The organism is Candidatus Bathyarchaeia archaeon, from assembly GCA_041447175.1.
In the GTDB taxonomy this organism is placed as follows: domain Archaea; phylum Thermoproteota; class Bathyarchaeia; order Bathyarchaeales; family Bathycorpusculaceae; genus JADGNF01.
In genome coordinates this window covers 505,716-528,580 of sequence record CP166960.1, presented here as the reverse complement: position 1 = coordinate 528,580, position 22,865 = coordinate 505,716, and the positions used below count along the sequence as shown (strand labels likewise).

The following is a 22,865-nucleotide window of genomic DNA, read 5'->3' as shown; positions in this document are numbered from 1 at the left end:
TTGATTGTTATGAGTGCCTGAAGATGGCTCCTTCAGAGCCCAGCCTTATAGCCTAAAGTGTTGAGGAAACCAGAAGGTAGATTCCCAACTCTACTTTTAACCATAGCTTGGTGAACAGAATATATTAATATAGCTCCTGAAAAAGAAAGTTTTGCATGTTCTACCCGCATTTTTTATGATTTTTATGCAGAGTCAGGCTCATGACCATAATAGTAGAAACGCACAGGAGCCACAGTTAACCGCTTATACTGGCGGTACATTTCGCGGGATTCTCGACTTTTAAAAGCAAACGTGGAAATGGCTTCCCACAGAAAAACCCAGCCGCCAATACTTATAACATCCACCAAAGTTGTGAGGAAAAGGTTGCCTAAAACGCGTGCTTGAAGCGAATACGACGTGAACAGCAACAAAAAGGAACCCAACCCGTAGAGGGCACTTTTCTGGTAAGAGAGACGGATGTCCCGCTGCAGCGAGTTGCGCACAAACGAGAAATACGTCCGCAACCCAGTTCTTATACGGTCTTCTTTTTCCACATCCTGCTTCTCCTGCGAAACATTGAACTGCAGCGTGATATCGTAACGCAGAGGAATGTCAGAGGAAGATTCCTCCAAAAAGACACGCAAGTCGTGGTCAAGGTCACGTCTTCGCCAAGGCGCCGAGTCTAACTCGTTAAAGATGTCAGGGTACTTTTCGATAGCGACGCTGATTATGAAGGCACCTGACTGTTTATCGCGCTCGTAAATACGCTCCAACGTTTTCTCGTCACGGCTACGCTTCATAAGTAAAGAATAAGCAAAAAAACATATATCCCCTCTCTTGAAAGCGGCGAATATAAAACAGAAAACATTCAAGCTGCGAACCTATTTGGAGCCTAATAACATATCTATGCAGAACCTATAGAGGGGTCTCCTCGTCAACGTCCGCAGTTAAACCGTGGAATCGGGAAAACGGCGGAAATCGCGTCAGACATGTCAATAATGCTGAAATAAGCCGCGTTTCCTTCAAGTCATGTGGACGCTGATGCAGCGAACGGGTTATGCAAGTTTGCCTCTTCACGGCGGAAAAGCCCCCGCATGGTTAACGGGCAGAATGCGTAGCCTCGCCAAAGAAATCACCGCCATCATAGTTGATGAGTACGGCACAGACAAGTTTTTGGAACGCATAAGCGACCCCTACTGGTTTCAGGCTTTGGGCTGCGTTTTGGGTTACGATTGGCACAGCAGCGGCGTAACAACCGTCGTCACGGGAGTTCTGAAAACCGCCCTCACCGCCAAAGAGCATGGCGTAGTGGTTTGTGGCGGAAAAGGCAAAACCTCACGCAAAACCCCAAGTGATATACAAGAAGCCTCAGGCAAATTTGGCTTCTCCGAAGACCAAACCGAAAACCTCACGTACACCAGCAAAATGACGGCGAAAGTGGACAACACCGCCATCCAAGCAGGCTACCAGCTGTATCATCACGCGTTTTTTGTGGCTGAGAACGGCAAGTGGGCAGTGGTCCAGCAAGGCATGAGCACGCAGGGCAAAACTGCGCGCCGATACCATTGGCAGAGTGACCAAACTCGCTGCTTCGTCGTGGAGCCTCACAGCGCCATCGTCTGTGACACACGTCACCCAGTTGTGCTTGACATGACTGCACGGCAAAGTGAAGCCAGCCGCAAAGCCTCCGTGGATTTAGCCCAAGAACCCACTCAAAAACTCAAACGCCTCGCCCAAGACGCCACGCTGCCAAAGGATAAGCAGCAGCAGCTTCTTAGCCAGTGGCTCCCAGAAACCCCGCGACTTCAAATTGCCTTTTTAGATATGCCCCGAAACATCAACTGGGACGCCTTGGCAGAAGCGTATGACAAGAAACCCACTGACTACGAGGAACTGCTTGCTGTGAAGGGGGTTGGACCTGCAACCGTCAGGGGCTTAGCCCTCATCGCCGAGTTAGTCTACGGAGAGAAACCCAGTTGGCATGACCCCGTCAAATACAGCTTTGCTTACGGCGGAAAAGACGGCGTGCCCTACCCCGTAAACCGCCAATCCTACGACCAATCCATCCAGATTTTGCAGGAAGCGGTGCAGGCAGCCAAAGTTGGCGACAAAGAAAAAACGCGCGCGTTGCAGGGACTGCGCAGATATGTGCCGCTGGACGCAAAAACCTCATAAACACGAACAGACAGATTCTCACTGGGTTCGGAGAATGAGGAAAACAGACATCTCAGCAGCTGCAGGAATGATTTCACCCTTTTTCACTTACGCATGTATCATGGTGGCAATCGGCTCATGGAAGCAGTTCAGCTGGACCGACAATGCACTTAGCGATTTGGGCGTACAAAGCGGCATAACCGCACCAGTCTTCAACATAGGCTTAATCGTTGGCGGAATCCTGTTTGTGGTCTTTGCGGCAGGCATGTTCCGCTACATGGGCAAAAACGTGGTGGGCAAAGCCGCCTCAGTGCTTCTTGCGGTGGCGTGCATCGCGCTTGTCTGCATCGGCATTTTCAACGAGAACTTTCATCCAACCCACTACATTGTCTCAGTCATGCTGTTCGTGTTCTTGCCCATCTCCATGCTCACGTTTGTGGGCGCATTCTGGATGGAAGGCAAACGCAAACTCAGCCTCTTCACTTTGGGGTTAGGGTTGTTTGCAGCTGCAGTTTGGGTGCTACAGCTAACCCTAAATTACGTGCCACACGTTGCCATACCCGAATTCACTTCAGGCTTGGCAGGGTCAATCTGGGTGATAGTTTTGAGTTGGCAGATGCTCAAAAAACCAGAAACCCCGAGTTATTTGCCTGCCAAATCGCGGTAGATTTGGGCACAGCAAAACCTTGAAAAGCCAACTTCAAAACTTGCTTTCTCCGCGTAGCTGATGGCGGATTCGCTGGGAAACGCCACGCCATCCGCGCCAGCCTTCAACGCCAACACATCCGTTTCAGTGCGGTGTCTGCCTTTAGGACGCACGCAGCCCAGAACCAGAGGCGTCTGCGGAAACATGACCCGTGCAGTTGCAACCGTTCGGGCTATGTCGAGGGGTTTTGGAGGCGTGGTTTTTGCCATGGCAGTGCCGTGAATGGGCATAAAGCTGATGACCACGACGGCTGCGGGGTGGTAGGGCAAAATCGTTTTGAGCGCCGTGTATTCACCTTTAAGTTCGCCATGATGCAAACCTGCAACTACGTGGGGCACAAAGGGAATTTCGGCGTCGTGTAAGGCTTTTAGGGAAGCCTCATACTGCCCCACGGAAACGTTCAGGTTGTAGATTTCCTGAATTGTCTGGTCACTGCCTATAACGTCGATTAACGCAGCATCCACGCCCGCTTGCTTGAGTTGCCGTGCGGCTTCTGCGTTAAGGATACCTGTGTGCACAAAAACCGTCAAAGCCAAATCCCGCTTTATCTGCGCCAAAGCAGGCATAAAGCGGCCAAGTGGGACTGAACCATCAGGCAAGCATCCCCCGCTAACCAGCACCCCCACTGCTCCATCCTGCTTCAGTTCCTCACATAACGCCAGCAACTTTTCGGGTGTGTCAGCGGCATGCATAGTTTGGAGGACTTTTCCGCCGCAATGTTTACAGTTCAAAGCGCACCCGACGCCAGTGACGGATATTGTGGGGAATTCCTTGCTGGAGCCGCAGAAACTGGAGGTTTTGTAGTAGGTGAAGCTTGGGGCGTAGAAACGGATTTTTTTGTGCTCTGCAACCAGCTTACCCGAATCCAGTAGCTGCTGCAGGTGCGGAGGGGTTGCGTTCCATATTGCTTCTGCGGAAACTTGAGCCATAGGCATCGACACAACAACATGGGTGGGTTTGTTTAACTGTTTTGGTTGCTTGCATCAAGATATTTATGCCTCAACACATGCCTTAACACGGGAGGTTGGTTTAGTGAGCGGAACAATTCGGAAACTGCGCCAGAACATCGGAAAAGAGTCAGGCTACTTCTTGTTGCCTCCGTTAAACTGGCTGCAAGAAGTCGAGAAAGCACAGGGCAAAAAAATTCAGGGTTTCAACTTCAAATCCTCTGGTGAAACGCTTATTCTAAGCCCCATATTTGAGGCGCCCAAAGCTTCAACCTCCAAGCAGGGTTTGGCGGATGATGTTTTGTTCATGCTTAAACGGGGCGTGTTGGAGGTTAAGCTTAGGGAGATTCCTAAGGGACGCAACGTTTACCGCGTTGTGAAGGTTCCGCGAGCTTGGGTGCATGCACAGGAGATGCAGCGTAACCGTAAGATGGCGGCTTTGAACGTGAAAACGGAGCAGCAATGCCTTATGACAACGCCGATTTTTGGGGATAAACTAAAACTCACAGACATTTAAGAGCAGGAGTTTCCTTTCGATTAGAGATTTGTTTGGTTTTTAAAAGTTGGAATAAAGTTTACTGTATCGTCTTCGTTAGGTGCTTTAAGTTTTTCAAGGCGCTTAACTGTGCGCAGAGTTCTGTAAACTGCCATGCCTCTGTGGGTTAAAACGTAGAAGACATTGTTATCGTGGCTGACTTCAATATTTACAATGTCGTTATTCAACAGAAAAGTCAGCTTGTCCTGTAGCAAAACGCAGCTTGTTCCACACTCAAACGCTAAGCTGTCAAGGGTTAATGCCCTCTTAGCTAAAGCACAAATTACGTCTTGGTAAAGTTCAAGCTTAGATTTTCGCATGGTAGGCACACCACTGAGTTATGTTTTTTTAATGAAGCATTTGCGAATTTTAAATTCATAGCTAAAAAACAAAAATATGCCGCATAACGATATAGTTTCTAAAGCTAAAACAACAGAAACAGTTCAAAAATGCATCTTCGAATTTTACGAAAAGGCGCTCCAGGTTTGATTTAAACCCATAAATTACGAAGCCCGAGCCAAAAAGGGACAGGCAGGCCACATAGCAGACATACAAGGATGGGCAGAATGGAATGCCATTCACAACATCACCGCTTGGGCCTACCCGAAAACATCTTTCTTGAGCCAAAATAAAAAAGCTAGTTGGCTCGCCATGAAACAACAATCACGAAGATAACTTGCAGAGCAGCAGGTAAATTCAGGGTGGGACTTGCTTTTGGCTTATTATATCGGAGATTTTGACATCAGGATGATGATATCGTTTCTTGTTTACAGTGAAGGTTCCTGCTTGAATGGCCTGTTTGGGGCACCACTGCAGACACGCAAAACATAACGCACAGTCTTTTCCCCAAGAAGGTCTGCCCTCGACTAACGTGATGTTATCCATCGGGCAAACCTTTGTACAGGTGCCGCAGCCATTGCAGTTTTCGTCAGACACAAAAGCAAGCGAGCTCCAACCATGCACTGCAACGTGCGACATTAAGCCTAAAAGTTTAGGTAGAGTTCTAATGAACAAACCGTTGAAAATGAAGCCGCTAAAAAAGTTAGTTGCCTCGATTCGCCCCTGCTGCTGGCTCTTCACCAATTCGGCTATTTTTTGGAGTTTTGCGTTCCATTGCTGTTCGATTTCCTTTTGTATCTTGGGGGTCATTTGGTCAGTAACTACGCCATTATTTGGCATATGCACAATAAAACCAAAAGAAAGCTTGCCGCCACATGAAAGCAGAGTTTTAGCAAATTTTTTCAAAGCTTTTTGCGCCAAAAAACCCGATGTTACAACCGCAAAAACATACTTCGAATCAAGTGTGGAGATTTTTTGGACAAACGCGTCAACGATTGGGGGTACTTTAAAGTCGTAAATTGGAAAGACCAGCCCAACAACTGTCGCGTCAGTTTTCACCTCATTATGTTTCAGGAAGGGCACAATCGGCGTAAGTTTTGCATCCAATGTTTCCGCTAAACTTCTCGCTATAACCAAAGAATTTCCTGTCCCCGAGAAGTAATAAATTTCAATATCGCTCATACCCAAGTGATACAACCTTAAATTGTAAGGGGTTTCTTTTTTATGGCTTAAAATTTTTTTGAATAAGGTCCCATATAGCTTCAAAATCCGCCATGAAACGCGCCCGCATTTTTGTGAAGCGCATCGCCGCAGAAGGATGAACAGTCTCAACGTATTGGATGCCTGCAATTCTTGGTGTCTGCCACGCCACGGCACCCATTAAAACCACAAGCTGCGGGTTAATTATCTCAATTTGGGCAAGCAAATGGGGTACACAAGCGGCTATCTCTTCAGGTGAAGGCTTACGGTTATTTGGAGTAACATGCTTAACTATGTTAGTTACAAAAAGTTTGCCCCGGTCTATGCCATTTGCAGCCAGCACTTTATCAAGGAATTTTCCCGCTCTGCCAATGAAAGGCACGCCTGCTTGGTCTTCGTCTGCCCCAGGGTTTTGCCCGACAAGCATAATTTTTGCGTCAGATGGACCTTTTCCGGGCACCACGTTTTTTGCGTTCTTCCACAGGCTGCATTTTTTGCACTTAGCAATTTGCTTGTTCAGGTCAGTCAGGTTCGTCAAAGAGGTCACCTTGTTGGTGGGTATTGACAGCCACAAGCATTTAAGAAAATCGCCCAGTAAAACCAATACGTGCTGTTTTACTTAAACAGCCTTTAACTGTGGGAGGCTTAAGCGCATCTCATTTGTTATTGGTCCACGTCTTATGGGGTTACTGTTTCGTGTAGGGTTGGTTTTTGAACCTTTGGCACCGCCCGCCATCTCATTCTATTTGTCGCGAAGCTTACTACATGAGTGGAAACAAAAAGGGTTAATTCTCGACTATGCAGTCCACACCAAACGGCTAGGCAAATTCCACTACAAAATAAAAATCGACTTAGACGTAAACGCCAACCAAGCGCACCACTTTTTCACTCACGTACTTCCAGAATACTCTAAAACGTACGGGAGGTGGTTGAATGACTGAAGAGAAAAAAGGCAAAGTGAAACTCACTCTTGAAGTGGAAATCAACGAGGAACTCATGGACGTCATAAAAGAGGGCATGACAAAGATGCATTGGAAGATGCCTGAAATGATGAAGCGCGGAGAAGAAGCAAGCAAGTAACCGCAACCCGTTTCAGCCCCAACTTTGATCCTTCTTTTTACTTTCTGCATCAGGTTTAGAAACGTTTTAACATCAGAGCCGCCGTTTCCTATTAGGGATTGGCATGAAGTTTTTAATAATTCAGAAAATTAACCGCGAAGTTCCAGTAGAGAAATGGGCTAAGCTGCTTCCGTTGCAGTTCAAGTATTTTGATGAACTTAAAAAACATGGGGCTCTGGAAGTGGTGTATCATCTTATCGGGCAACAGGGCAGCATGCTAACCGTGAATGCTGAATCTGACGAGGCTCTCTCGCGAATCGTGGGCGAAGACCCCATGTTCTTTTACATGAACCGCGAAGTGTACCCGTTGACTACCCGCGAAAACCACGAACAAAGAATCCGCAATCTTCTCCAACAGCAGCAGTAGGTGAAAAGGTATGGCTTGTCACGGTGGCTTTGCTCTGGACGAAAAAACAAGGCGCGAATGGTACAACCCTGAACAAATCCTAAGAGACATAGGGTTAAAAGAAAACATGGTTTTTATGGACATAGGCTGTGGTCCAGGGTTTTTCACGCTTTTGGCAGCCCAGACGGTAGGAGAAAAAGGGGTAGTCTACGCGGTTGACGCCGACGCTAAAGCAATTGAGAAACTCAAAGCCCAATCCCAAGAAAAAGGCTTAACCAATATCCGAGCCAAAGCAGCTCCAGCAGAAGAAACAGTTTTCTGCACTGCCTGCGCCGACATTGTCTTCTACAGCATGGCGCTCCACGACTTCCATGACCCATTGAAGGTTTTGGAGAACGCCCGAAAAATGGTCAAACCCACAGGCATCCTTGCCAATGTGGACTGGAAAAAAACACCAATGAAGTTTGGTCCACCTGACTGCATCCGTTTCAGTGAAGAAAAAGCTTCAGACCTGATGGAGAAAGCGGGTTTTTCGGTTCAAAGCGTTAGAGATGTGGGAAAACATCACTATCTGGTAGTGGGCAAGCCTTAACGCTGCCCGTTTAGGTTAGTTCGGCAGCCGCGTAAAGCTCCAGCAGATCACGCTTGAACTTTTCAGGCTCAGCAAGGTAAGCGGAGTGCCCAGCACCAAGGTAAGTTACGAGTTTCGCGTTAGGCAACCTTTGGGCTAGGTTACGCATTCCTTCGCCAGATATGATGTGGTCTTCAGAGCCCCAAATTATTCGCACCGGAAACTGCCATTGCTCATACGACTGCAAAAGCGTTGCCTCTGAAGCCCGCGCTGGAGCCACCAAAAGCAGCCCCTTTACGGGAAACCGCGCTGCATACTCCAAAGCAATTCCGCCGCCCAAACTTGCCCCCACCAAAATGGGCACTTGGGAGCCGAAGGTTTCTTCGATTGCTGCTTTAGCTAGGGCAACATTTGCTTCAGGGTCATGGGTTTTGGGGTGGCATTCGCTTTTTTGCCCGTATGGCATGTCTAAAGCCAGAAAGGGCACCTTTTTTTCAGATAGCAAGTCAGTTACGGTTATTCGTTGCCAAACTTCGCTGGTGTAGGAGAAGCCATGCAGAAAAACAACGGGAACCCCCGCGGCGTGACTGATGAAGGCGCGGCAGTGGTAACCTGCGGCTTTTAGGGTTTTTTCGTTCAAACGGCTACCTCAGTAGCTATAAGCACCCAGACCACCTTATAACGTTAATTAAGCCTCAAACAGAACTCGATGCGTCAGCTTTTCATCATAGCTTGGGCCTTACGGTCTTTGGGCATAAGTTCAATGGCGTACCGTAAAGCCGTTCTGGGCATAACAGCACGGTTGCGTACCACATAGTCGAAAACCTCTTGTGGGTGTTTGCGGCTTTCCTCCTTAAGCAGCCAGCCGTAGCCCTTCTGCACCAAATCATCTCCATCTGCCAGCAACAAGTCACTTATCTCAAATGCCTGCTGCAAAAACTTGCCCTGCTTGGCGGGAACAATCAGCGAAACCGCAGAGGCACGTTTCAACCAACGATTGGAAGATTTCGCCCAGTTTTTCAGTTCCCCAACTTGCTGGGGAAATTTTTCAAGGTATTCCCCGACTGTGTGGTTGCAGAAGGTGTCGCATTTGGCCCAGTTATCGACGTACTGCTCAATCCAGCACCTAAATGTCGCCAAATCATCGGCTTCAAACTGCGAGACAAGGTTAGGCAGCCAAACGCAAGCTACAGCCGCTTCCTCAGTGTATCCTGAACGAAAAAGCTCCTCAGCTAACGAGAAAATTTCGGGTTTGCTTAGGTTTTTGATTTCACGCCAGTATTTCTTGGCAATTTGCTTTACAGTTGCGGTTTTGACGCCGTAGCTAAGTACAGTTTCTTTGAAGAACCGCTGCAAAGATGCATTGGTTTTCGGGTCGGCGCTGGCTTGGAGGTCTTGGCGGATGCTTCCAAGTACAAAGGTGCTCATGGTTAGAAGTTGCTGCGGGTAGGTTTTAGCTTTTTCCAAAGCCAAAATTAGTCGAGACTATGAAAGGGGGTTAGTAGTCTTCCATCTGGTAGAGGTCAACATCTAATTGCAGGTTAAGGGTTTTCTCGGGGGTCTCTTCGTTTTCTAGGTTGTAGAGTTTGGTCATGGTTTTTTCCATCTTGATTTTGGGTATGCAGGTTTTGGGAGATTTGCGCGATTTAATTGCCACCGCGGAGGGTTTGGCGTGGACATGCGCGGGTTTTACGCGGCAGATGCTTAACGTTTCACTGTCCAAAAAATCCACATCTTCGGTGAGGAGTTTGTCAGCGTCCTCTAGTTGAAGGTGGAGTTTGGAGGTGACTTCTTCGTGCAGGTGCTTAGTCAACTCCTTTTCGCCTCCAAACTTCAGTGCTGATTAAGTCTCGGATGGCTACGCGGATAGCTTCGGCGCGATTGGGGTAGAAGCATTCGTCCACCAACTGGTCCAAAGCTTTTATGTACGTTTCAGGAAGATATAGGGTGATTAGTTTCATACGAATTTCCCTCGATGATTACTCACTGCCTTTTCTCGCCTATACTCGTATATGTCATGTTACATATATGTACATAACATGTTCGTTACAGTGCTTATAAAGCAACATGAAGTATTGTTGCAGCTTCATGTATAAACAACACAACCCCAACCTGCACGTTTTTATCCAATACCCACATTTCTAAAAACCACCAGCAGAGGAAAAACATGAAAATCCACCTACGAAGCTTCGGATGCAGCGCAAACACCGCCGACACCGAAACCCTAACCGGATGCCTAACCACCGCAGGATACACCCTAACAGACTCAGAAACAAACGCTGACCTAATCATCTACAACACCTGCGCCGTAAAAGGCCCCACCGAAAACCGCATCATTGACGCCCTTAAACGCATCCCAACAAACAAAAAAGTCATAGTTGCAGGCTGCCTACCGCTGGTAAGCTTTGAACGCCTATCTCGGGAAGTCCGCTTTGATGGAGTAGTTGGCCCAGCAGCAGGCGAGACCATTGTGGAAGTTGTTAGGCGCGTTCTAAGCGGAGAAACAGTAATTCAACTCAAAGACGCCTTGGCAGCCATGCCACGGTTAAACCTTCCCCGAGCACCGGTAAACCCAGTCGTAAGCATTGTACCCGTGAACTATGGGTGCTTGGGTTCCTGCGCGTTCTGCTGTGTCGTGCACGCCCGCGGACACCTCCGAAGCTATCCCATCCCCGAAATTGTCCAGCGTGTCAAAACAGACCTTGCCGCCGGAGCCAAAGAGTTCTGGATAACCTCGCAAGACACGGCATGCTACGGCAGAGAAGGAGGCACCAACCTTGCCGCCCTGCTCAAGGCAGTCACCGCGGTTAAGGGGGATTTTCGGGTGCGTGTGGGCATGATGACGCCTAACTTGGTCACTCCGTTTCTAAGCCAACTCCTTGAGGTGTATGCGGACCCGAAGGTTTTCAAGTTTGTACATTTGCCCGTGCAGAGCGGCGACGACCAGGTTCTGCGGCGCATGCGACGATTCCACACTGCAGCAGAGTTCAAGCAAACCGTGCAGGCTTTCCGAGAGGCATTTCCTGAAATCACGGTCAGCACCGACGTGATTTGTGGGTTCCCAAGCGAAACCCAAGCAGCATTCGAAAATACGCTGATGCTTCTGCGGGAAGTGCAGCCGGATGTGACAAATGTTTCCAAGTTTTTTGCCCGACCCAACACTGCAGCGTGGAACATGCAAGCAGAGGCGGTGGAGAAAAGCGAAATCAAACGCCGAAGCACAGAAGCAGCCAAGGTTGCCAAGCAGGCCTCGTTGGAGCGAAATCAGCGATGGGTTGGTTGGCGCGGCAAAATCCTGGTTGACGAGCGGGGCAAGGTAGAGGGGTCATGGATTGGGCGCAACTTTGCCTACAAACCCGTGACCATAAAAAGCAACGCCGAGTTATTGGGTAAAGTAGTGTTGGTTCAGGTTGAGAAAGCGTTCTCCACTCATTTAACGGCTTCAATACAGTAAGAAAACTTCGAGTCAACTGGTTTTTCTTTTGAAAACGGTAGGCATTTAACATCCAGCGCAGTATAGTATGTATTCTAAGCTTCAGGCGGATGAAAAAATTGGCTACTCAAAAAAGCAAAGAGCAGTCACTGGCAGTCGGCGGACAAGCCCTCATTGAAGGGGTTATGATGCGCGACAAAAACAGCATGGTTATGTGTGTGCGTAACCCCAAAAAGGAAATTGTAACCGCCGTGGAGCAACTCAACCCCTTAGGGGAAAAGTATAAGGTTTTGAGTTTGCCGTTTCTGCGTGGCATAGTCACGCTGTTTGAATCGTTTTATCTGGGCATGAAAAGCCTCATGTTTTCTGCCAACACCGCTTTGGAAGAAGAAACCCAAGGAGAAGGCGAAGACAAAGGCGAAAGCGTAACCTTCGGATGGGGAATGCTGGCGATAATTGGCGTAGGAGTAGTGGGGATTATGGCGGTGTTTTTCTTGCTGCCGTTCTTTTTGGCAACGTGGCTTCACCTTGAAGGCATCGCCTTCACCATCGCCGAGGCATTGATACGGCTGGGCATGTTTGTGACGTACCTGGCGGCGATTGCCCAGTGGGGCGAATTCAAACGGGTACTCCGTTACCATGGGGCGGAGCATAAGGCGATTAACGCTTACGAGGCAGGTGTTCCACTGGAGGTAGAGCATGTCCGCAAGTACAGCAGGCTGCACCCCCGATGCGGAACCAGCTTCCTCTTCATCGTGCTCATCATAAGCATTGTGCTGTTCACGTTGATGCCTGACTACGGGTACGGGTGGAGAATTGCCTACCGCATCCTGCTCATCCCCGTCATCGCAGGCATAAGCTACGAGCTTCTACGGCTTAGCGGCAAACATCGCAACAACCCAGTTTCCAGAGTGCTCACGGCGCCAGGAATGGCATTTCAACTGTTGACAACCAAGGAGCCCAGCGACGACATGTTGGAAGTTTCAATTGCGGCAGTGAAAAAAGTAACCGAAATCACAGCTCCAGAGGGACCAGATACAATAAGCGCCTCAAAGAGAACTTGAAAACACGACAGAAAAAATGTGGCACAGTCATTCATTTGCAACTGAAAGAGCGAAAAAAAATGAAAAGCGATTGAACAGTTAATTGTCCTTTTTAAATTAAGGACGTGGTGTTATGTGCTTGGTGTTCTTTGTAAAGCACGAAGCACAAAACTGGTGACACCAGCCATGCTGGGCAACCTCAGGTCAAGAGGCTCTCCAGTCAACCCTTTTTCTTGCACAGGTCTGCTGAAGGGTATAACCCCGACAACTCGCTCCTTGCCCAACTTTTTCATCATCTTCTCCGCAGAGTCCTCGTCCACTTTGTTGAGGATGAAGTGCACGGGTTTGCCTGCCTCGTTTACCATGGCGGATATTTTTTCAGAAAGCTTAAGGGACTCGTAAGAAGGGTCAAGGATGGCGAAGACTAGGTCAACGCTGCCGACTACGCCTCTGCCCAGATGCTCCACTCCGGCTTCGGTGTCAATAAGGGCAATGTCCTTTGGACCTAAGACTAAATGGTTAAGAAAATCTTTTGAAAGCACACCCATGGGGCAAGCGCAGCCTTCCCCATAATGCTTCACTTTCCCAATCTGCAACAGACACAACCCTTCACTTTTTGAAACGCACGCTTTGGGTATGTCGTCGATGCTCCATAACTCAGAGAAAACGGGCGCTTTCTCCCCACTAGGAAGAACTACGCCCAGTTTGCCCTTCAGAGCCTGTTTTCCGCCGATTTGAGTCAGAAGTTCCTTTGGGTCAGGTAAACCCAATTGGGCACTTAGACCATAATTTGATTCATCAGCGTCCACAACTAAGACACGGTAGCCGTCTGCTTGCAAGTTCTTTGCCAAAAGAGCAGCAACGGTACTTTTTCCGCTGCCCCCTTTCCCGCAAAGTAAAATTTTCATTGCTTTACAACCTCCTTTGGTAATTGGGTTTTTGATTTGGGTTTGATGCTTATGAATTGGACTGCCGCTTTGAGGGCAGGTGTTCCGCCGCCTTCCGCCACAACCTGCATCATCTTGTCAGGATCAGTGACTTTGACGCTGCCCACAACCGTTACGCCACGATCAAACAAAACCTGTGGCAAAATACCCGCCGACGCACCGATTATGGCAATCTCTCTTGCGTTTGTGGTGAGGCTCAGCAGATGGTCAATTGTTCCGTTTGCTATCGCCGTTCCCGTAATCAGCACTGCATCTGCAGCGGGCAAAATCTGGTCGCATGCCGTGTCGGGCAAAATGCCCTCGTCGCGTCGGCTAGGCGTTCTTTCGAGGATAGAGAGCTTTTTCACTTTTGCCCGAATGGACCCAACCATGGGGCCAATGTAGCCGACCATCGCAGCAACGTCATTTTCGGTCAGCCCAAGGTAGCCCAACACATCACCATCCAAAACCTCATAGTTTTCAGGTTGACGTCCCATGGCGATTTGGGAAAGCGCATTTAGGGCGGCAAACCCTACCACGCTTTCACTTATTTCCCACGATTTCGCCTTCTGAGCCAACTCCATGGCAGATGAGCCCGCCAGGGTTCCAGCTAAATCTGACACTTGGCAGTGTCGTGTTGCGTGGGCTATTTCGTTTTGGAAAGTGTAGCATAAACCGGAGTGCCCGCTGCTTAGCCTTACTGCGGTGTACCCCAAGCCTAAAACAACCTGCCGAACAGTTATCGTGTCAAGTTCGGGTATGAGTGGTTTTATTTTCTCTAAAGCTTCCTCAACGATTCGACCAACCATATTTTATTCCCTCTTACATTCAGTATAGTATTTGCCGTTTGCACAGGCACGACAAAGCACTTGTTCCTCAAGGTAAACTTCTCGGCCATCCATTATTCTTTCGCCACAAACCGAACAATTCGCCCGTCTCTTGGGGAACCCCGGCAAATCAGTTTCTGGAATAGTTACTTCTACTTTTTGAATATTAACAATTTGGCTCTCAGGCGTTCTTTCCATTTTGTCCACAACTTCTTCTGGGGACCCCTTGATTTCAAAACTTTCCCGAATTGTAGCGCGTACTGCTTTGCCGGTTGTGAGGTTTACAAAGGTGACAGCGAATTTTCCGTAATCAACATATTTTAGTGTTCGATGACCCAGAGTGCAGCCTGTGATTACTTGTATGGCATCGGTCATACAGCGGTCAATTTCGGCATACACAATCAGGTTCTTGTTTTTGACATGGGGGTCCAGTTCCAGATGCTTCATTGCGGCTAAAGTCATTTTTGTTCCCATGGCAATACCAAAGCATATGTGACCATGGTGGTCTCCAACTTTTTTTACATACGTCTCAAATTCACTCATAGGTATATCTCCAAAATTTATTCGCCAACAGGAACGCAGATTTTACGGTTAACCCCTGCATCTACGTTCATCACTTTGACCTTGATTTTGTAAACATCCTCCAGATTCTGTTCGGTTACGACTTCGTCAGGCGCTCCAAGACCGACCAATTCTCCATTTTTCATCAGAGCCACTTTTTTAGATACCAAAAAAGCGTGATCAGGAAAATGTGAGGTCATAATTATTGGCATGCCCCCATCCGCCAGTTTCTGCACTGTTTTTAACAGTCGAAGTTGATTTCCAAAGTCTAAATGAGAAGTTGGCTCATCAAGCAAAAGCAGAGAAGGTTGTTGCGCCAAAATTCTGGCGAAAAGCACCATCTGTTTTTCTCCACCACTAATCTGCGTGTAGGGGGTATTGGTTAAGTTGGCTATGTCCATGGTTTCCAGCGCTTGTTTAGCGATTTGGATGTCTTCTTTTTTGGGCGAGTGCAGCAGTCCAACGTGGGGAGCCCTGCCGACCAGTACCGCATCCAGAACAGAAAAAGAGAAACTTGGCTGATGAAATTGGGGTACATACCCTATGGCTTTTGCTATTTCCACTCTGGATAAGCTGCTTAGTTTTCTGCCGTTTACCGAAATGCTGCCGTGGTCCAGTTTTATCAGTTGGTCAATGCATTTTAGGAGGGTGGTTTTGCCACAGCCATTTGGCCCCAGTATTGTTAGGACGCCTTCGTGTTCCAACGTGAAGTTTATGTCTCTAAAACCGTGGGTTTTTTGGGAATCATAGTGGTATTCCGCCTGAGTTACACGAAGTTTCATGTCCAACCCTTCCCCCGTCTACTAAGCATGTAAATGAAGAAAGGCGCACCAATCATCGCCGTGAGGATGCCCAGAGGGATTTCCAGACTGGAAGCGGTGCGTGCGATGTCGTCGATAAGCAACAGATACAATGCACCCAGCAAGAGGCACACGGGCAAAAGCCGTTTATGGTCAGGTCCCACCAGTAGACGGCTGATGTGTGGAATGACTAAACCTACCCAGCCGATGATGCCGCTGATGCAGACTGCTGCGGCGCTTATCATGGTGCAACAGATCACTATTATGATGCGGAATTGACTTACATTAACACCCATAGACTGCGCTTCTTCTTCGCCCATCGCCAACACATTGAACCGCCAGCGCATGAGCAGTAGAATAATGATGCCGATTACCATGGGTACTGCTGCGATAAACATGTCTTCGAGACTCAGCGAAGCCAAGCTGCCCATTAACCAATAGATAATCGTGGGCAACTGGTCAACAGGGTTTGCGACGTACTCCATCAATGACAAAGAAGCGTTAAACAAAGAGGAAATGGCTAACCCAGCTAAAATCAGGCTGAGGTTGTCGTGGCCCTTAACCACTCGGCTGACCGCGTAAGCAATGGTTACCGCTAAGAGTGCAAAACAAAAAGCGGATATTTGGATGGTGAATCGGCTTCCCGAAAACAGGATTGCCAAAGCTGCTCCAAAACCTGCGCCTGCGGAGACACCCAGAATGTCGGGGGAGACCAGAGGGTTGCGGAAAAGCCCTTGAAAAGAGGCGCCTGCTAAGGATAGGGTGGCACCAACCAGCATGGCTGCCAGTATTCGAGGTAGCCTAATTTGCATCACAACGGAGTCAGGAATGCTGGGCGGGACGTTTGTGAAGATGTGCGAAAACAGGATATGAATTACTTCGGATGGGGAAACGTAGTACCTACCTAACGTGAATGATAAGATAAAGAGGAATATGAGCAGAACTAGAAGGACTACACCCACTGAGACGCCACGTCCTCTTTTGAGAACAGCGACAAATCTAGATGGGGGGGTTTTGGTTTTTTTGGAGTTTGCAGCTGTTTCTTGAATAATCTCGCTCACTCTTCTGCTAAGCTCAGATTTCAGACCACTCTGAGGCAACAACTCGCCTGTAGTGTTGAGCTATCGGGGGTAGCGAAGAAAAAGAGGGAAAAAAGGGGTGCATTACAGGTTTCCTCCACTTAGTAGCGTCTGGACTTCAGCATCAGTTAGATCGTAGTGGAAGAACTGCGAATAGAATTCCGTTACTTTTGCACTGAGGTCTAAGTCCGTGGTTAAGCTTGGGTACAGCGTATGCACCATCCAGTACATGCCCAAAATCTGGCCCGGCCCCGGTGGTCCATCAAACCACGAGAACGGGTTATCTGGTCGAATGACTACTTGGCCATTTTTGACTGCGTCAAGCTGGTTCCATAGGGTGCTGTTTATGATTGTATTGTACAGTGTTGCTTGGCTGCCGCGTCCGATGATTATCATCTGGGGGTTCCACTGGTAAATTGCCTCCATCGAAGTGGATGCCATGCCGTATCCAGGAAGCAAAGTAACGTTTGCTACGTTTACGCCGCCGCAGAAAGATAGGAGCATTGTGTGCATTGACCCTACAGGGTCCGTGTTAAGTCCAGCTGAGCCCTCCGCATAGTAAACCGTTACCTTATTGCTATATTGGATGTTGAAGACTTTCGAAGTTACGTAGTTCATTGCTTCCTCGTAGTAAGCGACCAAATTTTGTGCCTGGTCAGGTACACCGAGAAGGTCACCTAAGAAGAGGATTTCAGGTTTATACTGCGTCAGATAGTCCCCTGCGCTGCATCCTACTACGGGGACAGTGCCGAACTTTTGCTGCATTTCCGCCAGTGAATCGTTATTGCTGTCTGTGCCGTCTAAGAGGACATCGGGCTTTGCCGCTAGAAACGTTTCAATGTTCCCCGTCTGTGTCCCAAACCAGCCGCCCACCACGGGTATGTCAGCGTATTCGGCTGACACATAAGCCGGGTTGCCGTTGTAAGAAAAGGGTAAGCCAACCAGTTTTTCGGGGGCAAGCATATAGACGATTTCCATTTCAATTGGGCTTGTAGCTAACACGCGATTAACTTTTGTGGGTACAGTCAGGTTTCTTCCGTACATATCAATGATTGTTCGAGTAGTTGGCTCTGGCGTTGGAGTGGGGGTTGGTGTGGGAGTGTTTGTGGCCGTTGGAGATGGAGAGGGAGCACTAGTGGCTGTCGGTGAGGGCGAAGCGGTGGCTGTCGGTGTTGGAGAGGCTGAAATTGTGGCGGTGGGAGAGGGCAAGTTTGTGGCTGTCGGTGTTGGAGAGGGTGTATTAGTGGTTATTGGTGTTGGTGAGGTTACAGGTGTTGGCGATGATGTACTTGTGATTGGAGAGGGAGATGGCGAGGTAGTTGTTGGCGAGGGTGATGGAGTGCTGTTGCTTTGCAGGTATGGCGGAACAACCAGTGCTCCAACCACTATAATCACTAAAAGCACAATCGCGACCGCTATTACTTTGAATTGATTTTTCATTTTATAATCCCCTTAAGAAGAAAACTCAACCGACAATATTCTATAAGCTTTGGTAAACTGATTTGCTTACGCTAAACACACGAAAAATCTAAAACACTTGGGGCGGTCAACATAAAAATTCAGATTTAAACATTAAAACCGATTTGCAAAGCGTTCAAAAGAAACATTGTTAAAAAAAATTAGATATTTTGGTAATACGCACCTTTGAAGCACGCCTTACACACAGTTTGGTCACCTTGTACAATGCTCATTCCACCCATAATTTCTTCGCCGCATTTGGAGCAGTACCTTCGAGGCTCCAGCCGTGAAGAAAGAAGCGGGGCATCCCAAGTCACCTTGACCGCGTGAAAGTCAAACAGTTCCTCGGGCGTCAGCTTCAGGAAAGCATTCATCATTATCTTTCGATCCAGCTTGGAGAACGCTTCCACTTTTTCGCCCGCCTGGACTATGCCATCTTTCACAGCCAAACTCAAAGCACGGGACATCAGGTCTTTTTTCTCCACAACCCGATACCCTTTCCCTGTTGTGCCATCAACAAACGTAGCGGCTGACTTCCCATAATAGACCATTTTGAGTTTGCGGCTACCTGCACTACATCCTGCGGCAATTTGAATTGCGTCTGCAGGGCATTTGTCGTTCTCGACGAAAACCACCAGGTTTTCCTTCTTTTCAGCTTCAGTCATATTGAGCAGTTTGAGCCCCATCTGCGCCATCTTTAAACCTAAAGGCAAACCTACACAGAGGTGCCCTCTAAGCTCAGCTGCTTTTTGAAGTAACCGCTCAAATTCGTCTTTGTTTTCCACCATTTTTTTCTCCTGTATATAGAGGTGTTAATGAAGCTCCAAGGAGGCTGAAGCTTCAGGTTTGTTTTGCTCAATCGGAGTTTAGCTTATATGTTTTCGTAAGCCAATCGGATTACATTCTATGCCGTTTTAAGCTTAGGTTTAAGCGTCAAAATGCCACAGACACAACAATTGGCGCTTCCAAAACTACTGAAGAAGCAGTTGCCCATCTGGCTTTATTCTTACTGCTAAGGGCGACACTAAACGGTATTGTCGTATCTTCCCCTTTGACTTAACCAGAGCTATTATAGTATTTTCATCGGTCTTCACTTGAATTCCAAGAGCATCGCCTCGCAGAAAAATAAGTCTAGGAACATCATAGATGGAAGTTCTACTTGGCACCACAAACACTCCATCTTCAAAAAGCAACTTGAAGGCTTCAATGGTTGCCTGTGCAGCCCAGAAAACTTTGTAGGCGTTTCGTTCAATAATACTAATGTTTTCTCGGCTAGTGCCAAGCATCTTAGCCACCTTCTCCTGCGTAAAGCCCCGTTTTCTTAAGCGTAAAACCTCCATTTGACGGAAAGTAAAATTGGTGCGGCTCCTCATCTGAATTCCACACGTTTTCTCAGGAATTGCATAAGCTACCTGTTGCACAGTAACAATCATGTTTTCTGCCGTTTTGCCATTACATTTAATCGGGATTTGCGGTGAAGCGCATTTTTTTGGAGCATTCAGGTTTGAACCCTTCCCTCGAGGTATTTTGCAATTATTTTTTTTGTAGTCCCAGACAAGTTCACGTTGGAGTCAGTTGTGTAAGCAACATGCTTAATTTCATTTTTAGGCGCGGCAACACCAGAAACTTTGGTCAGGTACACTTTGTGAGTGTCTTGGTAGAAGCCGCCGTTTATGTCACGATGAATGCGACTGGCACAATCAAAAAGGTAGGAATAGTCCGTGGCTTTTAGTCCAGTTTCCTCCTCTAACTCTCTTATTGCGGCGTCTTTACGGCTTTCGCCGTTTTTTGCAGCGCCGCCGGGCAAATGATATGTTTTGCCATCTTCACTTACAACTAGTATTCCTTTTGAAGTATCAACTACAGCGGTTCCTCTTCGCCGCTTCCGGAATCGCAGATACCTCCGCCAGCGGGGTTTCTTTTGCATTTCTTTAAACTGCCCCGCAGAATGCAGCAGATGAGTAGGTGTCACCCGGTTAACTGCTTTTTTCATTGTGCTAAACACGCCCCTACACGATATTATCGATTGATAATATCGATAAAATAAGGTTTACGGCTAACCTAAAAAGAAAACCACGTAACAAACAACACAAAAACACGCTGGAACCAGTCACAAAAATAAAAGCAGAAAACAAAGCAAGAATCGAAAAAGAATACAAATAACAAAGCGTCATCAGCGCCGGACTATAACCGAATTTTGAAGGAGAGTTCCAAGTTTCACCGCAGTTCTTATATCGAAATTCAACCGTGAATGTAAATAGGCGCGTAAAAGTAGAATCAAAGTGAAGGGCGATGGCGAAATGGGACAAGTCGAACTATCCGTTGTAGTTCCAGCCTTTAACGAGGGAAACTTTATCGAATCTGCCCTCATCAACCTAAATGATGCATTCGAACGCGAAAATCGGGATTACGAAATCGTAGTTATCGATGACGACAGCAAAGATAACACTTTGCTGAAAGCACTTCATTATGCTAGAAAGAATGGCCACGTGAAGATAATCAGTTATAACGAGAATAACGACAAAGGCTATGCCGTGAAAACAGGTTTCCTGAAAAGCATAGGCGACGTAGTTGTTTTTGCAGATAGCAACCTGGAAATAGACATGGACGTTGTCACAAAATACATTCAAGCGTTAGACCATGGCGACATAGTTATCTTGTGACAAATGAAGAAATCCCAAGAACTTCGGCGTCTTTTTTTATTAGCTACCGTTCGTATCATCTTGTCTTCAGAACTATTAGGTTTCGATTCCGTTAATTATTTTACGATAGTTAAAAATTGTGTTTATTACAGACAATGGTGCTACGGGCAGGATTCGAACCTGCCTTACGGCTTACTGATTTCTGAGGTTCTCTTATCTCTTGGCTCATAGTCTAAAACCTATTTGAGTTATTGTTGGTTTCTAGCTTTAAGCTTTGGGGTGCGAGACTCGACCCCTGTGGTCGATGTCTGCGGTGGCGTGATTCCTAAAAAACCTTTATTTTAGTTTTGACATTAGTTTTTGAAAGCAAGTAAGCCTTTGTATATAGTATTCATAAGGTCTTTAGTTTGTTTGGCTGACAAGATATCGTGGAAGCAGTATTGTAATCCAAGGATAGCAATAATTGGGTAAACTGCTAAATTGCTTAATTCTTCAGCCGAAGGTTCTGAAGGTACTGTAAAATGTACCTCGAAACCATTTTCCTTTTGGTCTTCAAATCCAGCAGAAATACCCTTCAATGTACCCTCCAAGTTCCCATGGACATAATTACATAAATCTGCGTAATTTTGCCCAAATATTTTTTCTAAATGCTCATTCTTCTCCTCAGAAAAAATCCTGTGACTATATTTAAATAGTTGTGAACTCGAAACATTTAATTTTTTCTGGGCGATAAGACAAACTTTTTCGGGGTTGTCTTTCAGATAAGCGCACAACCCTAAACTTTCAAGAAAATTCCTTTGGAGTACACGAACCTTAAAATAATAACCTTTCAGAGTCAAGATTCTCAAAGATTGCAAAGTACCGACTAACCTACACATTGTTAGTATTGTTGGAAGCTGATTAACTGATGATTGGTTTCTTAGAATAAAGTCCAATGTCTTTGATAAAACATTAAAGCTTTCCCTGTAAGAAATCAATAGGTTTCTGTAATTAACAAGGGAACGTTTCTCAGTCTGTTTTTCAAGTTCAAGGTAATTTGTCAGAGTCCTAATGCCGTTGCTTGTCATGGTTTGAAAGTAGACGATTTTAATTTATAAATTAAGTGTGCTCTTGTATTTTGCAATATTAGGATTGTATTTTTTGGTACATTTTTTTCAAATCGCTGACCTAACTACAACGAGGGTACGGTAGGAGAGAAAGTGAAGTCCCCTTTGCCTCCACTACGTGTTCTCTGCTATGTCTGCGTCGGGTGACCAATAAGGGGAGGGCGACGCTTTTTCCCTCATTTTTCGTTGGATTTAGATTTTGATTGAAGCATGTACTCAATAGTTTTCATTTTATCATGCATCTGCACAATATAACAAGCATAATGCCATGGGTCTTTCTTCATTAGCTTCTCAACTTCCTCAGATTCTCTAACTTTTCTATCGTACCATTCTTCATCTGCCTTAGCTTCTTCGGGATGCTTTTCTATCCATTTCTCGATTTTTTTGACTTCTGCGGCAACGTTTGTAATTCTTCGGGTCTTGGGAAAAATTACTTGTTCTATTCTTTCAAGCCGTTCATTGAGTTCTTTTATCTCTTTTTTATGCTGTTGAATTTCAATCTCTCGCATTGTTAAGGTTTCAATTTCTAAGAAAGGTTGCGCTTTTTCTTCGTATAGCTTTCTGTAAAAAACATCGCTTTTTCCAGTGTTTTCTTTTAGTGCTTTCAAATAGATTTTGGCGTTTCTTCTGTAGAACTTCACTAAATCAAATAGTTTCAGCTTTTTCGTACAGTTAATTACTTTGGTCTTTTCGTACTCTTCAGCTAATCGTCTAAAACTTCTGCTAACATCTTTGGTGTTGATTTCTTTGTCCGAGCTATGAAGAATAAACAAAAGACTTTCAGGGGTTTTGTTATTTCTACTATTCAGGTATTGGATTGTGTATTTTTTTGCTTCCTCACCTATGAATGCCACCGTATAAAGATTAATTTTACAGGGCGTCTCAGTGGTCAGGTCTATGTCGCTAATTTTCAGTTGTTTAATCATGTTTGGAGAAAGCCCTGATTGTCTCATAATCGTGTAAAATGCTTGTTCTCGTATTGGGCTTTTTGAGGTAATATAATTTATTTCTTCTTCGTCTGAAGTTTTAATATTGGTCATTAAAGTCACCAATAAGAGGTTTCATTTTTTTATGTAATAGTGTCGTTTTATGTA

Annotated in this window: 30 protein-coding genes; 10 read left to right on the top strand and 20 right to left on the bottom strand. The window is 46.6% G+C overall.

What is annotated here, in order from left to right; genetic code table 11:
• Window positions 1-182: 182 nt before the first annotated feature.
• A complete protein-coding gene (locus tag ACBZ72_02735) occupies window positions 183-779 on the bottom strand; it encodes a hypothetical protein (GenBank protein ID XES77806.1) in 597 nt (198 codons plus the stop codon).
• A gap of 241 nt (window positions 780-1,020) precedes the next feature.
• Here ACBZ72_02735 and ACBZ72_02730 point away from each other — a divergent pair, with 241 nt between their 5' ends.
• Together ACBZ72_02730 and ACBZ72_02725 are read left to right on the top strand one after the other, a co-directional pair.
• Window positions 1,021-2,154 carry a DUF763 domain-containing protein gene (locus tag ACBZ72_02730; GenBank protein ID XES77805.1) on the top strand — a complete coding sequence of 378 codons (1,134 nt, stop codon included), beginning with the start codon at window positions 1,021-1,023 and terminating at the stop codon, window positions 2,152-2,154.
• Window positions 2,155-2,188: 34 nt separating this feature from the next.
• Window positions 2,189-2,800, top strand: coding sequence for a DUF998 domain-containing protein (locus tag ACBZ72_02725; GenBank protein XES77804.1), 612 nt, complete (start codon window positions 2,189-2,191; stop codon window positions 2,798-2,800).
• Here ACBZ72_02725 and ACBZ72_02720 read toward each other — a convergent pair.
• Entirely contained in the window at window positions 2,776-3,768 is a 993-nt protein-coding gene (locus ACBZ72_02720) for a radical SAM protein (GenBank protein XES77803.1), read from the bottom strand. The two genes, ACBZ72_02725 and ACBZ72_02720, sit on opposite strands and share 25 nt — an antisense overlap.
• 103 nt (window positions 3,769-3,871) lie before the next feature.
• Between ACBZ72_02720 and ACBZ72_02715 the strand changes: the two genes are divergently transcribed.
• Window positions 3,872-4,303 carry a hypothetical protein gene (locus ACBZ72_02715; GenBank protein ID XES77802.1) on the top strand — a complete coding sequence of 144 codons (432 nt, stop codon included), beginning with the start codon at window positions 3,872-3,874 and terminating at the stop codon, window positions 4,301-4,303.
• Between the two features lie 20 nt (window positions 4,304-4,323).
• On the opposite strand, the gene ACBZ72_02710 is transcribed toward ACBZ72_02715, so the two are convergent.
• From ACBZ72_02710 to ACBZ72_02700, 3 genes are all read right to left on the bottom strand, one after another.
• Window positions 4,324-4,641, bottom strand: coding sequence for a hypothetical protein (locus ACBZ72_02710; protein XES77801.1), 318 nt, complete (start codon window positions 4,639-4,641; stop codon window positions 4,324-4,326).
• 376 nt (window positions 4,642-5,017) lie between these two features.
• Window positions 5,018-5,842 (bottom strand): EFR1 family ferrodoxin, encoded by an 825-nt coding sequence (locus tag ACBZ72_02705; protein ID XES77800.1) that lies wholly within the window; start codon window positions 5,840-5,842, stop codon window positions 5,018-5,020.
• A 40-nt stretch (window positions 5,843-5,882) separates the two neighbouring features.
• Window positions 5,883-6,398 (bottom strand): uracil-DNA glycosylase family protein, encoded by a 516-nt coding sequence (locus ACBZ72_02700; GenBank protein XES77799.1) that lies wholly within the window; start codon window positions 6,396-6,398, stop codon window positions 5,883-5,885.
• Window positions 6,399-6,540: 142 nt separating this feature from the next.
• Here ACBZ72_02700 and ACBZ72_02695 point away from each other — a divergent pair, with 142 nt between their 5' ends.
• The 4 genes from ACBZ72_02695 (at window position 6,541) to ACBZ72_02680 (ending at window position 7,917) form a co-directional block, all read left to right on the top strand.
• Window positions 6,541-6,801 (top strand): hypothetical protein, encoded by a 261-nt coding sequence (locus ACBZ72_02695; GenBank protein ID XES77798.1) that lies wholly within the window; start codon window positions 6,541-6,543, stop codon window positions 6,799-6,801.
• Window positions 6,794-6,940, top strand: coding sequence for a hypothetical protein (locus ACBZ72_02690; protein XES77797.1), 147 nt, complete (start codon window positions 6,794-6,796; stop codon window positions 6,938-6,940). The genes ACBZ72_02695 and ACBZ72_02690 overlap by 8 nt, the downstream gene beginning before the upstream one ends.
• A gap of 103 nt (window positions 6,941-7,043) precedes the next feature.
• A complete protein-coding gene (locus ACBZ72_02685; GenBank protein ID XES77796.1) occupies window positions 7,044-7,346 on the top strand; it encodes a muconolactone Delta-isomerase family protein in 303 nt (100 codons plus the stop codon).
• A 10-nt stretch (window positions 7,347-7,356) separates the two neighbouring features.
• Window positions 7,357-7,917, top strand: coding sequence for a class I SAM-dependent methyltransferase (locus ACBZ72_02680; GenBank protein ID XES77795.1), 561 nt, complete (start codon window positions 7,357-7,359; stop codon window positions 7,915-7,917).
• 10 nt (window positions 7,918-7,927) lie between these two features.
• Here the strand turns inward: ACBZ72_02680 and ACBZ72_02675 are convergent, their stop codons facing one another.
• The 4 genes from ACBZ72_02675 to ACBZ72_02660 all read right to left on the bottom strand — a co-directional run bounded on the left by ACBZ72_02675 (window position 7,928) and on the right by ACBZ72_02660 (window position 9,857).
• Window positions 7,928-8,536 carry an alpha/beta fold hydrolase gene (locus ACBZ72_02675; GenBank protein XES77794.1) on the bottom strand — a complete coding sequence of 203 codons (609 nt, stop codon included), beginning with the start codon at window positions 8,534-8,536 and terminating at the stop codon, window positions 7,928-7,930.
• A 74-nt stretch (window positions 8,537-8,610) separates the two neighbouring features.
• On the bottom strand, window positions 8,611-9,363 hold the full coding sequence (locus ACBZ72_02670; GenBank protein ID XES77793.1) for a DNA alkylation repair protein: 753 nt from the start codon (window positions 9,361-9,363) through the stop codon (window positions 8,611-8,613).
• Between the two features lie 31 nt (window positions 9,364-9,394).
• On the bottom strand, window positions 9,395-9,709 hold the full coding sequence (locus tag ACBZ72_02665; GenBank protein ID XES77792.1) for a hypothetical protein: 315 nt from the start codon (window positions 9,707-9,709) through the stop codon (window positions 9,395-9,397).
• Complete coding sequence (locus ACBZ72_02660) at window positions 9,702-9,857, bottom strand: ribbon-helix-helix domain-containing protein (GenBank protein XES77791.1); 156 nt, start codon at window positions 9,855-9,857, stop codon at window positions 9,702-9,704. Before ACBZ72_02660 ends, ACBZ72_02665 begins: the two co-directional genes overlap by 8 nt.
• A 206-nt stretch (window positions 9,858-10,063) precedes the next feature.
• Between ACBZ72_02660 and ACBZ72_02655 the strand changes: the two genes are divergently transcribed.
• Together ACBZ72_02655 and ACBZ72_02650 are read left to right on the top strand one after the other, a co-directional pair.
• Window positions 10,064-11,350 carry a tRNA (N(6)-L-threonylcarbamoyladenosine(37)-C(2))-methylthiotransferase gene (locus ACBZ72_02655; GenBank protein XES77790.1) on the top strand — a complete coding sequence of 429 codons (1,287 nt, stop codon included), beginning with the start codon at window positions 10,064-10,066 and terminating at the stop codon, window positions 11,348-11,350.
• A 98-nt stretch (window positions 11,351-11,448) separates the two neighbouring features.
• Entirely contained in the window at window positions 11,449-12,393 is a 945-nt protein-coding gene (locus ACBZ72_02650) for a DUF1385 domain-containing protein (protein XES77789.1), read from the top strand.
• Window positions 12,394-12,503: 110 nt separating this feature from the next.
• Here the strand turns inward: ACBZ72_02650 and ACBZ72_02645 are convergent, their stop codons facing one another.
• The 9 genes from ACBZ72_02645 to ACBZ72_02605 all read right to left on the bottom strand — a co-directional run bounded on the left by ACBZ72_02645 (window position 12,504) and on the right by ACBZ72_02605 (window position 20,016).
• Complete coding sequence (locus tag ACBZ72_02645) at window positions 12,504-13,280, bottom strand: P-loop NTPase (protein XES77788.1); 777 nt, start codon at window positions 13,278-13,280, stop codon at window positions 12,504-12,506.
• The gene (locus ACBZ72_02640; GenBank protein XES77787.1) at window positions 13,277-14,107 is read right to left on the bottom strand and encodes a Rossmann-like domain-containing protein; all 831 of its coding nucleotides are present in this window, start codon (window positions 14,105-14,107) and stop codon (window positions 13,277-13,279) included. The genes ACBZ72_02645 and ACBZ72_02640 overlap by 4 nt, the downstream gene beginning before the upstream one ends.
• 3 nt (window positions 14,108-14,110) lie before the next feature.
• On the bottom strand, window positions 14,111-14,668 hold the full coding sequence (locus ACBZ72_02635; GenBank protein XES77786.1) for an FmdE family protein: 558 nt from the start codon (window positions 14,666-14,668) through the stop codon (window positions 14,111-14,113).
• 17 nt (window positions 14,669-14,685) lie between these two features.
• Window positions 14,686-15,468, bottom strand: coding sequence for an ABC transporter ATP-binding protein (locus tag ACBZ72_02630; protein XES77785.1), 783 nt, complete (start codon window positions 15,466-15,468; stop codon window positions 14,686-14,688).
• Window positions 15,465-16,448, bottom strand: coding sequence for a FecCD family ABC transporter permease (locus ACBZ72_02625; protein ID XES77784.1), 984 nt, complete (start codon window positions 16,446-16,448; stop codon window positions 15,465-15,467). The genes ACBZ72_02630 and ACBZ72_02625 overlap by 4 nt, the downstream gene beginning before the upstream one ends.
• Window positions 16,449-16,649: 201 nt before the next feature.
• Window positions 16,650-18,005: an ABC transporter substrate-binding protein gene (locus ACBZ72_02620; GenBank protein XES77783.1), complete on the bottom strand. Its 1,356-nt coding sequence runs from the start codon at window positions 18,003-18,005 to the stop codon at window positions 16,650-16,652.
• 179 nt (window positions 18,006-18,184) lie between these two features.
• Window positions 18,185-18,811, bottom strand: coding sequence for an FmdE family protein (locus ACBZ72_02615; protein ID XES77782.1), 627 nt, complete (start codon window positions 18,809-18,811; stop codon window positions 18,185-18,187).
• Between the two features lie 183 nt (window positions 18,812-18,994).
• Window positions 18,995-19,456, bottom strand: a complete 462-nt coding sequence (locus ACBZ72_02610) for a Tfx family DNA-binding protein (protein ID XES77781.1) — start codon at window positions 19,454-19,456, stop codon at window positions 18,995-18,997.
• Window positions 19,457-19,521: 65 nt separating this feature from the next.
• Window positions 19,522-20,016, bottom strand: coding sequence for an NUDIX domain-containing protein (locus ACBZ72_02605; protein XES77780.1), 495 nt, complete (start codon window positions 20,014-20,016; stop codon window positions 19,522-19,524).
• Between the two features lie 307 nt (window positions 20,017-20,323).
• Here ACBZ72_02605 and ACBZ72_02600 point away from each other — a divergent pair, with 307 nt between their 5' ends.
• Entirely contained in the window at window positions 20,324-20,686 is a 363-nt protein-coding gene (locus ACBZ72_02600) for a glycosyltransferase (GenBank protein XES77779.1), read from the top strand.
• Window positions 20,687-21,018: 332 nt separating this feature from the next.
• Here the strand turns inward: ACBZ72_02600 and ACBZ72_02595 are convergent, their stop codons facing one another.
• On the bottom strand, window positions 21,019-21,504 hold the full coding sequence (locus ACBZ72_02595; protein XES77778.1) for a hypothetical protein: 486 nt from the start codon (window positions 21,502-21,504) through the stop codon (window positions 21,019-21,021).
• Between the two features lie 443 nt (window positions 21,505-21,947).
• Entirely contained in the window at window positions 21,948-22,811 is an 864-nt protein-coding gene (locus ACBZ72_02590; protein XES77777.1) for a hypothetical protein, read from the bottom strand.
• Window positions 22,812-22,865: the final 54 nt, after the last annotated feature.